Source organism: Micromonospora sp. NPDC051925 (assembly GCF_044548625.1).
GTDB lineage: Bacteria > Actinomycetota > Actinomycetes > Mycobacteriales > Micromonosporaceae > Micromonospora.
In genome coordinates this window covers 16,227-30,352 of record NZ_JBIUCH010000021.1, presented here as the reverse complement: position 1 = coordinate 30,352, position 14,126 = coordinate 16,227, and the positions used below count along the sequence as shown (strand labels likewise).

At 71.8% G+C, this 14,126-nt stretch carries 12 protein-coding genes, 1 tRNA gene and 1 pseudogene; 1 reads left to right on the top strand and 13 read right to left on the bottom strand.

Features of this window, described 5'->3' with window-relative positions; all coding sequences use genetic code 11:
- Nucleotides 1–2: 2 nt before the first annotated feature.
- Nucleotides 3–953 carry a hypothetical protein gene (locus ACIG87_RS25590; protein ID WP_396853842.1) on the bottom strand — a complete coding sequence of 317 codons (951 nt, stop codon included), beginning with the start codon at nt 951–953 and terminating at the stop codon, nt 3–5.
- Nucleotides 954–1,000: 47 nt separating this feature from the next.
- On the opposite strand from ACIG87_RS25590, the pseudogene ACIG87_RS25585 reads away from it, so the two are divergent.
- Nucleotides 1,001–1,468: pseudogene (locus ACIG87_RS25585) on the top strand (SDR family NAD(P)-dependent oxidoreductase); the annotation flags it as partial.
- On the opposite strand, the gene ACIG87_RS25580 reads toward ACIG87_RS25585, so the two are convergent.
- From ACIG87_RS25580 to ACIG87_RS25525, 12 genes are all read right to left on the bottom strand, one after another.
- Entirely contained in the window at nt 1,384–2,247 is an 864-nt protein-coding gene (locus ACIG87_RS25580) for an FG-GAP-like repeat-containing protein (RefSeq protein ID WP_396853841.1), read from the bottom strand. The pseudogene ACIG87_RS25585 and the gene ACIG87_RS25580 sit on opposite strands and share 85 nt — an antisense overlap.
- Before the next feature lie 253 nt (nt 2,248–2,500).
- A tRNA-Pro gene (locus ACIG87_RS25575) sits at nt 2,501–2,574 on the bottom strand.
- A gap of 182 nt (nt 2,575–2,756) precedes the next feature.
- Nucleotides 2,757–4,154, bottom strand: a complete 1,398-nt coding sequence (der, locus tag ACIG87_RS25570) for a ribosome biogenesis GTPase Der (protein ID WP_396853839.1) — start codon at nt 4,152–4,154, stop codon at nt 2,757–2,759.
- Nucleotides 4,151–4,831: a (d)CMP kinase gene (gene cmk / locus ACIG87_RS25565; protein WP_396853837.1), complete on the bottom strand. Its 681-nt coding sequence runs from the start codon at nt 4,829–4,831 to the stop codon at nt 4,151–4,153. The genes der and cmk overlap by 4 nt, the downstream gene beginning before the upstream one ends.
- A 192-nt stretch (nt 4,832–5,023) precedes the next feature.
- Nucleotides 5,024–5,794: a pseudouridine synthase gene (locus tag ACIG87_RS25560; RefSeq protein WP_396853835.1), complete on the bottom strand. Its 771-nt coding sequence runs from the start codon at nt 5,792–5,794 to the stop codon at nt 5,024–5,026.
- On the bottom strand, nt 5,781–6,605 hold the full coding sequence (scpB, locus tag ACIG87_RS25555) for an SMC-Scp complex subunit ScpB (protein WP_396853976.1): 825 nt from the start codon (nt 6,603–6,605) through the stop codon (nt 5,781–5,783). The genes ACIG87_RS25560 and scpB overlap by 14 nt, the downstream gene beginning before the upstream one ends.
- A gap of 262 nt (nt 6,606–6,867) precedes the next feature.
- Nucleotides 6,868–8,055, bottom strand: coding sequence for a segregation and condensation protein A (locus tag ACIG87_RS25550; RefSeq protein WP_396853833.1), 1,188 nt, complete (start codon nt 8,053–8,055; stop codon nt 6,868–6,870).
- A 77-nt stretch (nt 8,056–8,132) separates the two neighbouring features.
- A complete protein-coding gene (locus ACIG87_RS25545; RefSeq protein WP_334493009.1) occupies nt 8,133–9,056 on the bottom strand; it encodes an AAA family ATPase in 924 nt (307 codons plus the stop codon).
- Nucleotides 9,057–9,249: 193 nt separating this feature from the next.
- Nucleotides 9,250–10,260 (bottom strand): site-specific tyrosine recombinase XerD, encoded by a 1,011-nt coding sequence (locus ACIG87_RS25540; protein WP_396853832.1) that lies wholly within the window; start codon nt 10,258–10,260, stop codon nt 9,250–9,252.
- Nucleotides 10,261–10,337: 77 nt separating this feature from the next.
- Nucleotides 10,338–11,453, bottom strand: coding sequence for an alanine dehydrogenase (gene ald, locus ACIG87_RS25535; RefSeq protein ID WP_396853831.1), 1,116 nt, complete (start codon nt 11,451–11,453; stop codon nt 10,338–10,340).
- A 296-nt stretch (nt 11,454–11,749) separates the two neighbouring features.
- Nucleotides 11,750–12,355: an NUDIX domain-containing protein gene (locus ACIG87_RS25530; protein ID WP_396853830.1), complete on the bottom strand. Its 606-nt coding sequence runs from the start codon at nt 12,353–12,355 to the stop codon at nt 11,750–11,752.
- Entirely contained in the window at nt 12,352–14,103 is a 1,752-nt protein-coding gene (locus ACIG87_RS25525) for a CTP synthase (protein ID WP_396853828.1), read from the bottom strand. Before ACIG87_RS25525 ends, ACIG87_RS25530 begins: the two co-directional genes overlap by 4 nt.
- Nucleotides 14,104–14,126 lie beyond the last annotated feature (23 nt).

The window sequence follows — 14,126 nt, the reverse complement described above, 5'->3', positions numbered from 1 at the left end:
GGTCAGCTTTGTTGGTAGTTCACCGCGGCGAACCCGCACCGCTGGTGCAGGTGCAGGTAGTAGGCGCCCTCGCCGTAGTCGTTCAGGTCGGCGCCGCCGATCAGACCCACGTAGTCCATCGGTTCTCCGCAACCGGGGCAGTCGGCGTGCTCGGCGTCCTGGATCCAGTCAGGCCGACCGCCCAGCGTCGAGCCGCCCTGATCCCACGCGCTGGCCTGATAGGGGCTCTGGAGAGCCTCACCCGGGGCCGGTGTCAGCGCCGGAGGATCCTCCGCTTCGGCGGAGCCGAGGTAGCTCGGGCGGGTGTTGCCGGTCCACCAGGCGGTGGCGCCGGCCGGTGTGACCTGGCTGTACAGCGTCGTGTAGCAGGCGCAGAAGTGGCATGTCTCGATCACCAGCCGGCCGGACCAGCCCGTGTGCTCCAGCGCGGCACGGACGACGGGGTCTGCGGTGTCAAGGTCCGCAGCGGTCCACAGTGGCGACGCGCACCACGGACAGGTCAGACCGTCTGCACGGAGCGGAGCGTCGCGCATGAGCCACCGATACGTGGCGCTGCCGCACAGATCCCGCCGGCGGCCGTCCGGACCGACCGTCCAGCCCCCCTCCCGCGCGTAGCTCAGCGCATCGACGTACAGCTTGTCCGCACCGGCCGGCGGCTCCGTCGACCAGCGACGCAGGGCGCTTTGGGCCAGCGGGTGACCGGAGTGCGCCAGGATGATCAGCAGTTGATTGAGCCGGTCGGGCGTCCGGCCGCCGTCGATGCGCTCGACGACCCGGCGGACCACGTCGGCGTCCGCCGCCCGGAACAACTTCCCCGGCCACAGCACGTCCCGGTCGAGCAGGGAACCGAGGTACGGCGTCAGCCTTGCCGGATCGGCGTCTGCGATGACGGACAACTCCTCGATCGCTTGGTCGTCCCCGACGGACACCTTACTGATCAACTCCTCAACCATGAGGCAATGCTAGCCACGTCGACCGACGGGTCACGCGGGTCGCTGTTGTCACTGGTGTCAACCGAGGACTCGGCAAGGCCATCGCCCGGGGCATAGCTGCGGTCGATGTTCACGTAGTCGTGACGGCCCGTACCGAGGAAGCCGCAGTGCGCACCGCTCAGGAGCTACAGGCCGACGGGCTGCCCGTCACGGGCCAACAGTTGGACATCGCCGATCCGGCCAGCGTCGCTCGGGCCATGGCTGATGTCGGATATCACCACGGCCGGCCCGATGTCCTCGTCGACAGCGCCGGCATCGTCGTCCTCCCCTGCCGAGGAGCCTCGGCAGGGGAGGCGCGGACGGATCGCCTCCGCGCCTCCCCTGTTCACAGCTCTACCGGCAGCGGTTGGCGACGCAGAGGTGAAGACCGTCGATCGGCCCGGAGCCGTTGTTACCCGGTGGCGGGGTCGGGGTCGGGTCGTTCGGCATCGGCGATGGGTTGGCCGGTGCTGGCCCACCCGCCGCCTCGTTGTTGAAACATGCTCGGACGCCGCCCTGGGCGTCGAGGACCAGATAGTCGGCGCGACGGTCGCCGTTGATCTCGGCCAGTTCCATCGTGTCGCGGGTGTAGCCGACGCCCGAGGCGATCTCGCCCAGTGAAAACCACGCGGAGCCCGAGCCGCCCCCGGTTGTTGAGCCAGGCGCGGATCTGACCGCACTCGCCAACCATCAGGTAGTCGTCCCGGCGGTCGCCGTTGACGTCCTCGAACCTGATGGTGTCGCCCGCCGCGCCGATGCCCGAGGCGATCCCGCCCTGGGAGGTCCACGCCACGCTGTTGCCGGTGCCGGTGTTGAGCCAGGCTCTGACCTGACCCTGGTCGCCGACCACCAGGTAGTCGGCGCGGCCGTCGCCGTTGAGATCGGCGAACCGCACCTGGTCACGGGTTGTACCGACGCCGGGAGCAATCTCACCCACCCAGTTCCAGCCGGGCGGAGTGGGCGTCGTCGACGGCGGTGACGGCGAGGATTCGCCGACGCAGGGGCCAGTGTCGCCGGGCACCGGCGGCACAATCAGACCCTCCGCCTGGGCGGCGGTGACGGCGCGGTCGAAGGCGTCGGCCATCTTGCGATACCCGGTGTTGTTGGGGTGCAACGAGTCGGACATGTCCGCAGTGGTCACCGCGGACATGCTGACCATCCGTACAGGCTGGCCGGTGGCCCGGAGGCCGTTGACGATTCCCGGGATCTGGGCGTTGTACTGCTGGATCCGGGAGTTGAGAAGGACACCAAGAGCGCGTCCGCGCAGCTCGGACACTCCAGCGAGGAGGTCACCGACACCTACTACATCGCCAAACCCGTCCAAGCCCCGGACGTCTCCGACATCCTCGAACGGCTCGGCACCCACCGACACCATCGTTCCACACCGACAACACCCAACGATGCACATGGATGAAAGGACCTGACCGCCCACCCCGGTAAACGGGGGGTTTTCGGGGGGAGGTTCAAATATCCATAGAAGAAGGTCGAAGCCCTGACCAGCGTTCCCGCTGGTCAGGGCTTTTCGCCTGTCGGGACGGCCGGATTCGAACCGACGACCCCTTGACCCCCAGTCAAGTGCGCTACCAAGCTGCGCCACGTCCCGATGCTCCCCGCGCGGTCTCCCCCGCGGCAGCCGGTACAGCTTAGCGCAGGATCTTCGCACCGCGCGCACAGGCCCCTGCCGCGTCGGAAGCGCCGGCCGCCACCATCCCTAGAGCATCCTAGGAAAGGGGGCCGGGTGGGTTGCCGGCCCCCTTTCGGCGACGTCGAGCGGCCTGAGGTATGTCAGCCGTGCGCCTTGCCCCGGCCGCCGGGGCCGAGCTTCTTGCGGGGGCGTACCGAAATCTCCACCGGGCTGCCCTCGAAGCCGAACTCCTCGCGGAGCTTGCGCTCGACGAAGCGCTGGTAGCCGGCGTCCAGCGGCGCGGTGGTGAAGAGCACGAACCGAGGCGGGGAGACGCCCGCCTGGGTGGCGAAGAGGATCTTCGGTGCCCGGCCGCCGCGCACCGGGTGCGGGGTGGCCTGGACCAGGGCGGTGAGCCACTGGTTGAGCAGTGCCGTCGGCACCCGGGTCTCCCAGCTCGCCAGCGCCTTGCGGAGCGCCGGGGCGAGCTTGTCGACCGCCCGGCCGGTCTGCGCCGACAGGTTGAGCCGGATCGCCCAGGGAATCCGGCGCAGCTCCCGGTCGATCTCCTTGTCCAGGTAGTACCGACGGTCGGCGTCGACCAGGTCCCACTTGTTGAAGGCGATCACCAAAGCCCGGCCGGCCTCGACGACCATCGTCAGGATCCGCTGGTCCTGCTCGCTGATCGGCTCGCTGGAGTCGAGCAGCACCACCGCCACCTCGGCCGCCTCGATGGCGCCGGCGGTCCGCAGGCTGGCGTAGTACTCGGTGCCGCTGGCCTTGCCGACCCGCTTGCGCAGGCCCGCGGTGTCGACCAGTTGCCAGGTCTCGCCACCGATCTCCACCAGGCTGTCCACCGGGTCGACGGTGGTGCCGGCGACCGAGTCGACGACCGCCCGCTCCTCACCGGAGAACCGGTTGAGCAGGCTCGACTTACCGACGTTGGGCCGGCCCACCAGGGCCACCCGACGCGGGCCACGAGGACGGTTCTCGACGATCTTCGGGGCGTCGGGCAACGCGTCCAGAATGGCGTCGAGCAGTTCCCCGGAGCCCCGACCGTGCAGCGCGGAGACCGGGTACGGCTCGCCGAGACCCAGCGACCACAGCGAGGTCGCCTCCATCTCGATGGCGGTGTTGTCGGTCTTGTTGGCCACCAGGATCACCGGCTTGGCGCTGCGTCGCAGCATCTTCACCGCGGCCTCGTCCACATCGGTCGCGCCGACCATGGCGTCGACCACGAAGATCACCACGTCGGCGGTGACCACCGCCGTCTCGGCCTGGGCCGCGATGGCCGCGGCACGGTCCTTCGCGTCCGGCTCCCAACCGCCGGTGTCCACCACGGTGAACGACCGGCCGTTCCACTGGGCGTCGTACGGCACCCGGTCCCGGGTCACCCCGGGGACGTCCTCCACGACCGCCTGCCGACGGCCGATGATCCGGTTGACCAGGGTCGACTTGCCCACGTTGGGCCGGCCGACCACGGCCACCACGGGCTGCGGACCGGTCGGTTCCTCGACGGCGACCTCCGGTTCGCGCAGCTCCACCCATCCGTCGCTCATGCCACTCCCCGCTCGGTGAGCAGCTCGCGCAGCCGGGCGACGACCTCGTCGATGCCCAGCTCGGTGGTGTCCAGTTCGACCGCGTCGGCAGACTGCCGCAGCGGGTCGACCTTGCGGGTGGAATCGAGCCGGTCCCGCCGGGCCAGGTCGGCGGCGGTCGCCGCGACGTCGACGGCGTCCTCGGCGCTGCGCCGCCGGGCCCGGGCCGCCTCGGAGGCGGTCAGGTAGACCTTCAGGTCGGCGTCCGGGGCCACCACCGCGCCGATGTCACGGCCCTCGACCACGATCCGGCCGGCATTGACGATCAGTTCCCGCTGCCGGGCGACGAGCAGGGCCCGCACCGCCGGCACGGCAGCCACCGCGGAGACCGCACCGGTCACCTCGGAACCCCGGATCTCCTGGTCGACGCTCACCCCGTCGACGGTCACGCCGTACCCCTGGGGGTCGGTGCCGATGCGCAGCTCGACCTCGCCGGCGACCTTGCCCACGGCGGCGGCGTCGGTCAGGTCGACACCGGAGCGCAGCACCGCCCAGGTGATCGCCCGGTACATCGCGCCGGTGTCCAGGTAGCGGGCACCGAGGCCGGCGGCGAGCCGCCGCGAGACGGTGGACTTACCCGAACCGGACGGCCCGTCCACAGCGACCACGCAGCGCCCGGCCCGTACGTTTTCCTCCACCGTTGTCCTCCTCAGCCCGTACCTCGCGGGTCGCCGGTGCTCCGGCGCCGTTGAGCGGTAGTCCTTCGTCGTCCATCATGCCCGCGCCTCGCGGGTCGGCCGCACGCGCCGTCGCCGGGGGCGACCCGCGCCACCCGGTGACCCGTGGGCCGCCCGAAAGCCTACCGGCAGCGGTACCCGGTACCCGTGGGGTCAGTCACCCACGGCCTTGAACAGGGCGGCGACCTCCGCGTTGGTCAGCCGCCGGATCCGCCCGGTGCGCAGGTCACCGAGCCTGATCGGCCCGATCGAGGTACGCACCAGCCGGGACACCGGGTGCCCGACCTCGGCCAGCAGCCGCCGGACGATGTGCTTGCGCCCCTCGTGCAGGCTCAGCTCCACCTGGGCGGTTTTGCCCAGCGTGTCCACCACCTTGAACGAGTCCACCTTCACCGGCCCGTCCTCCAGCTCGACGCCGGCCAGCAGCCGCTTGCCCAGGTTGCGCGGGATCGGCCCGGCCACCTCGGCCAGGTACGTCTTGAGCACCTGGTACGACGGGTGCATCAGCTTGTGGGTGAGGGTTCCGTCGTTGGTGAGCAACAGCAGGCCCTCGCTGTCCGCGTCGAGCCGCCCGACGTGGTAGACCCGCTGCTCCACCCGGTTGCCGATGAACTCGGCGAGCTCGTTGCGGCCCTTCTCGTCCGCCATGGTGGTGACCACCCCGCGCGGCTTGTTCATCGCCACGTAGACCAGGCGGTTGTCGACCTGGAGACGTTCGCCGTCGACGTGGATCACGTCGTGGGTCGGGTCGGCCTTGTCGCCGAGCTGCGCCACCCGCCCGTTGACGGTGACCCGACGTCGGAAGATCAGGTCCTCGCAGGCACGTCGGGAACCCACGCCGGCGGCGGCGAGCACCTTCTGGAGACGCTCGGCACCCTCGTACACGGGGGCGTCGGGTTTGGGGGAACGGTTATCGCGTGGCATCGGCAAGCTCTTCTACGTCGTCGGGGAGGAACGGGGCGAGCGGGGGCAGGTCGGCGACCGAGTTCAGGCCCAGCTTCTCCAGGAACATCGTGGTGGTCCGGTAGAGGAACGCCCCACTGTCCGGTTCGGCGCCGCACTCCTCGACCAACCCACGGGAGACCAGGGTACGGAGCACCCCGTCACAGTTGACACCCCGGATGGCCGAGACCCGGGACCGGGTCACCGGCTGCTTGTAGGCGATCACCGCGAGCGTCTCCAACGCGGCCTGGGTCAGCCGTACCGACTGCCCGTCCAGCACGAACCGCTCGACGTGCGTCGCGTATTCCGGCCGGGTGTAGAGCCGCCAGCCACCCGCCGCCCGGCGCAGCTCGAAACCGTGCCCGGCGGCGGTGTAGCCGGCGGCGATGTCGTCCAGCACCGGCCCGATCCGCTCCGGCTTCTGCTCCAGCACCTGGGCCAGCACCAGCTCACTGACCGGCTCGTCGACCACCAGCAGAATGGCCTCCAACGCGCCGCGCAGTTCCGCGTCGTCCAGCTCGGGGGCCGGCTCCGGCACGACCGTCGCCCGCCGCCGACCCGCCGGCTGCCGCTTCGGTACGCCGGCCGCGCCCCGCTCCCCCGCGCCTTCCACCGACCCGCCCTGGGCCGGCCCGCCCTGTCCCGGCCCAGTCTGGTCCGACCTGACCCGCCCCGGGCCATCCTGGTCCGGCTTGACCTGCTCCGGGCCATCCTGCTCCGGCCTGGCCTGGTCCGGCCTGGCACGTTCCGTTCCGCCCCCGGTGCCCGCCACCGGCAGTTCCCCGGTCGGCACGACGCCGGTCGGCACGACGCCGGTCGGCACGACGCCGGTCGGCACGACGCCGTCCCGGCCGCTGTCGGCCGGCACGGCGCAGTCGGCAGTGAGATCTTGGACAGTTCCCGTTCCTGGCGGACGGGAACTGTCCAAGATCTCGGAGTCGGGATCGGCGGGGGTGGGAGCGGGCTTCTGCTCGGGGGTGGGGCGGTCCCACGGGGGAATCCAGGCGGCGGCCTGATCGGCCAGCGAGTCCCGGCGCTCCTCGTCGCTCATCAGATCACTCCTGCGTCGGTGCGGGCTCGCCCGCTGGGTCGGCGGGCACGGCAGCGTCAGCGTCAGCGTCAGCGGGCACGGCAGCATCGGCGGGCACGGCGGCGTCAGCGGACCGGGCATCGGGCACGGCCGCCCCGGCCCGAGCTGCGGTGGACGAGCCGGCGAGGTCTGCAGCCGGCACGCCCGCCAGTTCTGCGGTCGGCGAGGCGGTGACGGTTGCGGCCGTCACACCGGCCGGATCAACGGTCGACGAGCTGGGCTGATCTGCGGTCGACGAGTCGGCGGGGGTGGCGTCGGCGGGAGTGCCGGCGTACTCGTCGATGTGCAGGTCGGCGTTGCCGTCGGCGGGGCCGGTCCAGCGCACCGTGAGCTCCTCCAGGGCCTCCTCCTGGACGAAGGCGACCAGCCCCTCCCGGTACAGCTCCAACAGGGCCAGGAAGCGGGCCACCACCTCGAGGGTGATCTCGCAGTCGGCGCAGAGCAGCGCGAAGGTGGCGATGCCGGCCCGGCGCAGCCGCTCGGCGAGGATCGCCGCGTGCTCCCGGACGCTGACCCGGACCATGTGCACGTGCGCGATGGAGACCTCGGGCACCGGTTTCGGGGTCATCGCCCGGATCGCCAGCTTGAGCAGCCGTTCGGGGCCGATGCCGAGCACCAGGTCGGGCAGCGCGTCGGCGTACCGGGGCTCCAGGGTTACCGCGCGCGGGTAGCGCCGGCCGCCGACCGCCTCCAACTCGGCGATGTGCGCCGCCGCCTCCTTGTACGCCTTGTACTGCAACAGCCGGGCGAAGAGCAGGTCCCGGGCCTCCAGCAGGGCGAGGTCCTCCTCGTCCTCCACCTCGGCCGACGGCAGCAGCCGGGCCGCCTTCAGGTCGAGCAGGGTGGCGGCGATGAGCAGGAACTCGCTGGTCTCGTCGAGGTCCCACTGGTCGCCCATGGCGCGGATGTAGGCGATGAACTCGTCGGTGACGGTGTGCAGCGCCACCTCGGTGACGTCCAGCTTGTGCTTGCTGATCAGTTGCAGCAGCAGGTCGAACGGGCCGGTGAAGTTCGCCAGCCGGACGGTGAAGCCGGTGCTCTGCTCGGCCCGTGGCACGCCCGCCGGGTCGGTCGCCACGTCGGCGGCGACCTCGGCGGCCGGCACGGGCGGCTGCTCCGGGGTCGTCGGCGGGTCCAGCGGTGGCGCGGTCACCGGACGACCGTAGTCCACACCACGGGCGCGGACGTCGTCGCCGTCCGGGGCGCGGCGGTGCGAAGGTGCACCCCGGCCTACCGGTCGGCCTGGGCGGCGATCACCTCACGGGCCAACTGCCGGTAGTTGCGGGCCCCCGAGGAGGCCGGGTCGAGGGTGGTGATCGGCGCACCGGCCACCGTGGACTCGGGGAACTTCACCGTCTTGGTGATGACGGTCTGGTAGACCTTGTCGCCGAACGCCTCGACCACCCGCTGGAGCACCTGCCGGCAGTGGGTGGTGCGGCTGTCGTACATGGTGGCGAGAATGCCCTCGAGTTCCAGGTCGAAGTTGAGCCGCTCGCGGACCTTGTCGATGGTGTCGAGCAGCAGCGCCACCCCGCGCAGGCTGAAGAACTCGCATTCGAGGGGGATGAGCACACCGTGCGCGACGGTCAGCGCGTTGATCGCCAGCAGGCCCAGCGAGGGCTGGCAGTCGATCAGGATGTAGTCGTACTCCTTGCGCACGTTGCGCAGCACCCGGGCCAGGGCCATCTCCCGGGCGACCTCGTTGACCAGCTGGATCTCGGCGGCGGAGAGGTCGATGTTGGCGGGCAGGATGTGCAGGCCGGCCACGTCCGTCTTGATCAGGACGTCCTCGGCGGTGACGTCGTCCTGCATGAGCAGGTTGTAGACCGACAGGTCGAGGTTGTGCGGGTTGACGCCCAACCCCACCGAGAGCGCGCCCTGCGGGTCGAAGTCGACAAGCAGCACCTTGCGGCCGTACTCGGCCAGCGCCGCGCCCAGGTTGATGGTGGTGGTGGTCTTGCCGACGCCACCCTTCTGGTTGGCCATCGCGATGATCCGGGCCGGGCCGTGCCGGTCGGTGGGCATCGGCTCGGGGATCGGCTTGCGCATCGTGTAGGCGGCCGGGTCGGCCGGGCCCAGGTCGGCGCCGAGCGACGCCTGCTGTTCACGGAGCTCCGACGTCCAGGCGTCGGCACGGTCACCGTTGCCAGCCATGTCCTCGTTGCCCCCTCCCGACGACCACCCGGCGTCGGAGCAGTCCGACGTCCTTCGCGGCGCCGCTGCGCACCCCGGTTGTCGCCCCAGGAGGTCCGCGCCGATGCCGACTCTACGCCACCGACGACCAGCGCGTTCGGCACCGGTCCGGCGTGTCGGACGTACCGGCCGGTCAGCGGCCCGGCGGACGGTTTCAACCCCGGGCACGGGGGTGCGTGGTGGCGTACACCTCGCGCAGCCGCTCCACGGTGACCAACGTGTACACCTGGGTGGTGGTGACCGAGGCGTGGCCGAGCAGTTCCTGCACCACCCGCACGTCCGCGCCGCCGTCGAGCAGGTGGGTGGCGTACGAGTGGCGCAGGGTGTGCGGGGACACCGCGTGCGGGCCGTCCACCGGCAGCCCGGCCCGTTGCGCCGCCCGCCGCAGCACGGTCCACGCCCCCTGCCGGGTCAGTGGTCCGCCCCGGGCGTTGACGAAGACCACCGGGGTGCCCCGGCCGGCGGCGACCAGGCCGGGGCGGGCCCGCACCAGGAAGGCGCGCAGCGCCTCGACGGCGTACCCGCCGATCGGCACCAGGCGGGTCCGGCCGCCCTTGCCGCGCAGCAGGGCGGTGCCCTCGTCGACGTCCACGTCGTCCACGGCGGCACCGACCGCCTCGGAGATCCGCGCGCCGGTGCCGTACAGGAACTCCAGCAGCGCCCGGTCCCGCAGCGCGAGGGCCGCCCCGTCGCCGGTGGCGGTGACCGGGCCGGCGGTCTCCAACAGCCGGGTCACCTCGTCGACCGGCAACGCCCGGGGCAGTCGGCGCGGTGGGGTGGGTGGCCGGACGTCCCGGCTGGGGTCCGCCCCGGCCAGCCCCTCGCGGACGGCGAACCGGTGCAGCCCCCGCACGGCGGAGGCGGCCCGCGCGGCCGAGGTCACCGCCAGCGGCGGGTGGTCCTCGTCGCCTTCGCGCAGCCGGGCCAGGTGTGCCTCGACCTGCCCGGTGCCGACGGCGGCCAGCTCGGTCACCCCGGCGGCGGCCAGGGTGCCCAGGTAACGCTCCAGGTCCCGACGGTACGAGGTGAGGGTGTTGGCCGACAGTCCCCGTTCGACGGTGAGGTGGTCGAGGTAGCCGCGCACGGCCCGACGCAGGGCCGGCGCGGGCTCCTCGCCCGCCCCGACGCCGTCGCCCGCCGCGCTCCGTCCACCGTCGGAAGCCATGCCGTCGGAAGCCATGCCACGGGCCGGATCGGGTACGCCGTGTGCCTGATCCGGTGCTGCGCCGCGGGTCTGATCGGTCAGGCCAGCACCTCGGCCAGGGGAAGGGTCGCCATGCCGTGGGCGTCGGCGACCGGGCCGTAGACCACCCGACCGTCGTGGGTGTTCAGACCCAGCGCCAGGGCGGGGTCACGGCGCAACGCGTCGCGCCAGCCCTGGTTGGCCAGTTCGAGGGCGTACGGCAGGGTGACGTTCGTCAACGCGTAGGTGCTGGTGTGCGGCACCGCGCCGGGCATGTTCGCCACGCAGTAGAAGATCGACTCGTGCACCTGGTACGTCGGCTCGGCGTGCGTGGTGGGGCGGGAGTCCTCGAAGCAGCCACCCTGGTCGATGGAGATGTCGACAAGCACGCTGCCCGGCTTCATCCGGGAGACCAGCTCGTTGGAGATCAGCATCGGGGCCTTCGCGCCGGGGACGAGGACCGCGCCGATGACCAGGTCGGCGTCGAGCACCGCCCGCTCGATCTCGTACGCGTTGGAGGCGACCGTCTGCAGGTGGCCCCGGTAGATGGCGTCGGCCTGCCGCAGCCGGGCCACGTTCTTGTCCAGCAGCAGCACCTCGGCCTGGAGGCCCAGCGCGATCGCGGCGGCGTTCATCCCGGACACGCCCGCGCCGATGACCACGGTCTTCGCCGCGTACACCCCGGAGACGCCGCCCATCAGGATGCCCCGGCCGCCGCCCTGCCGCTGGAGTTGGTACGCGCCGACCTGCGGGGCGAGCCGGCCGGCCACCTCGGACATCGGGGCGAGCAGCGGCAGCGACCGGTCGGGCAGCTCGACCGTCTCGTACGCGATGCCGGTGACCTTCCGGTCGACCAGCGCGTCGGTGCACTCCTTCGAGGCGGCCAGGTGCAGGTAGGTGAAGAGCACCTGCCCGGCACGCATCCGGTGGTGCTCCTCGGCGATCGGCTCCTTGACCTTGAGCACCAGTTCGGCGGTGTCCCACACCTCGTCGGCGGTGCCGAGGATGGTGGCCCCGGCGGCGGCGAACTCGTCGTCGGTGAGGCTGGACCCGACACCGGCGCCGGCCTCGACGAAGACCTGGTGGCCGTGGCGGACGAACTCGTTGACGCCCGCCGGCGTGATCGCCACGCGGTACTCGTGGTTCTTGACCTCGCGCGGGATTCCGACCTTCACGATGCAGACACCTTCCTCCGAGGTGCCGCACCCCGGACTGCGCGGTGCCCCGCCGGCTCCGTTGCCGACGCGGTCCACCGGTCCCGCCGGCGGCAGTCTAGGGGGCCGCCCGCCCACCCGAGCCAGCACAGTGACACCCGATGCCCGATCTGCCTGACGGTGTGTCAGGTGTACCACCCGGACCTGCCGTTCGACGTCTCCCCATCGTCGCACCGGGTCGGCCGGCCCGCCGGACGGCGCCCACACCGGACAGGGGCCGCGCGGCGGACCGCGGCGGCCCCTGCGGGCGTACCGGATCAGCGGTGCAGCGGGGTGTCGGCCCGGCGCAGCACCGACCAGCCGGCGTCGCGGGCCCGGGCGGCGGCCAGCAGGCCGGCCACGCACGGACCGTTGGTGATCTCCCCGGCCAGCACCATGCCGACCGCCTCGTCCAGGTCGATCCGGACGATCTGCAGGTCGGCCTCCTCCTCGTGCCGCTCGTGCCGCTGGTCGACGGGCACCTCGGCCAACTGCCGGGCGAGGAACACCCGGACCACCTCGTTGGAGAAGCCCGGCGAGGTGTGCACGTCGACCAGCAGGTCCCACCGGCCGGCGGTCAGGTCGGCCTCCTCGGCCAGCTCCCGGGCGGCGGCGACGGCCAACTCCTCGCCGCTGACGTCCATCAGCCCGGCGGGCAGCTCCCACAGGTGCCGCCCGACCGGCTGCCGGTACTGCCGGACCAGCACCACCTGGCCGGCGTCGTCGAGGGCGACCACACCCACCGCCCCGACGTGCCGGGCGTAGTCGCGGGTGGCGGTTCCCCCACCCGGCATGGTCACCTCGTCGGTGACCACCGAGAAGATCCGGCCGGCGTAGCGCTCGACCCGGGAGCGCAGCTCGTAGCGGTGCTCGACGGCGCTCACGACGCCGACGTGGCCTTCGCCGACGCGCCGTTGCGGGCCGCGTTCTTCGGCGACGGCGCCTCGGCCACCGGATCGAGGTCCACCGGGAGCTGATCGGCCTCCGAGTACGCCACGGCCGCCTTGACGAACCCGGCGAACAGCGGGTGCGGGCGGGTCGGGCGGCTCTTCAGCTCCGGATGCGCCTGGGTGGCCACGAAGAACGGGTGCAGACCCCGGTCCAGCTCGACGAACTCGACCAGCCGGCCGTCCGGGGAGGTGCCGGAGATGTGCAGGCCGGCCTTGGTGAGCTGGTCCCGGTAGGCGTTGTTGACCTCGTACCGGTGCCGGTGCCGCTCGCTGATCTCGGTGCTGCCGTACGCCTCGGCCACGATCGACCCCGCGGCCAGCGTCGCCGGGTACGCCCCGAGCCGCATGGTGCCGCCCAGGTCGCCCCGGCCGGCGACGATGTCCTCCTGGTCGGCCATGGTGGCGATGACCGGGTGGACGGCCTCCTCGTCGAATTCGAGGGAGTTCGCCGCGTCCAGGCCGGCCAGGTGGCGGGCCACCTCGATGGTCATGCACTGGAGGCCCAGGCAGAGGCCGAGCAGCGGCACGCCGTTCTCCCGGGCGTACCGGGCGGTGCCGATCTTGCCCTCGATGCCCCGGACGCCGAAACCGCCGGGGATGACGATGCCGTCCACGCCGGCCAGGGCCGACGCCGCCCCGGCCGGGGTGACGCAGTCGTCGCTGGGCACCCAGCGCAGCTGTACCCGGGCCCGGTGGCCGAAACCGGCGGCCCGGATCGCCTCGCTGACCGACAGGTACGCGTCGGGCAGGTCGACGTACTTGCCGACCACCGCCACGGTGACCGTGTGGTGCGGCTGGTGCACCCGCTCCAGCAGGTCGTCCCAGCTGCTCCAGTCGACGTCACGGAAGGACAGGCCCAGCCGGCGCACCACATACGCGTCGAGGCCCTCGCGGTGCAGCACCTTCGGGATGTCGTAGATGCTCGGGGCGTCCGGGGCGGCGACGACCGCCTCCCGGTCCACGTCGCAGTAGAGGGAAAGCTTCTCCTTGAGCTTCTCCGGGATCTCCCGGTCACAGCGCAGCACGATGGCGTCCGGCTGGATGCCGATGTTGCGCAGCTGCGCCACCGAGTGCTGGGTCGGCTTGGTCTTCAGCTCCCCCGACGGGGCCAGGTAGGGCACCAGCGAGACGTGCAGGTAGAAGCAGTTGTCCCGACCCAGGTCGTGGCGGACCTGGCGGATCGCCTCCAGGAACGGCAGCGACTCGATGTCGCCGACGGTGCCGCCGACCTCGGTGATCACCACGTCGGGGATCTGGCCGTCGGGGTCCGGGTCGGCCATGCCGAGGATCCGGGCCTTGATCTCGTTGGTGATGTGCGGGATGACCTGGACGGTGTCGCCCAGGTACTCGCCGCGCCGCTCCTTGGCGATCACGTCGGAGTAGATCTGGCCGGTGGTGACGTTGGCCTTGCCGGAGAGGTCCCGGTCGAGGAAGCGCTCGTAGTGCCCGACGTCGAGGTCGGTCTCCGCGCCGTCCTCGGTGATGAAGACCTCGCCGTGCTGGAACGGGTTCATCGTCCCGGGGTCGACGTTGAGGTAGGGGTCGAGCTTCTGCATCACCACCCGCAGCCCCCGCGCGGTGAGCAGATTGCCGAGGCTGGAGGCGGTGAGGCCCTTACCGAGCGATGAGGCGACGCCCCCGGTGACGAAGATGTGCCGGGTCGTCCGTGCTGAAGGGGCCAAGGCCTGCTCCCGTGTCGTCCGTA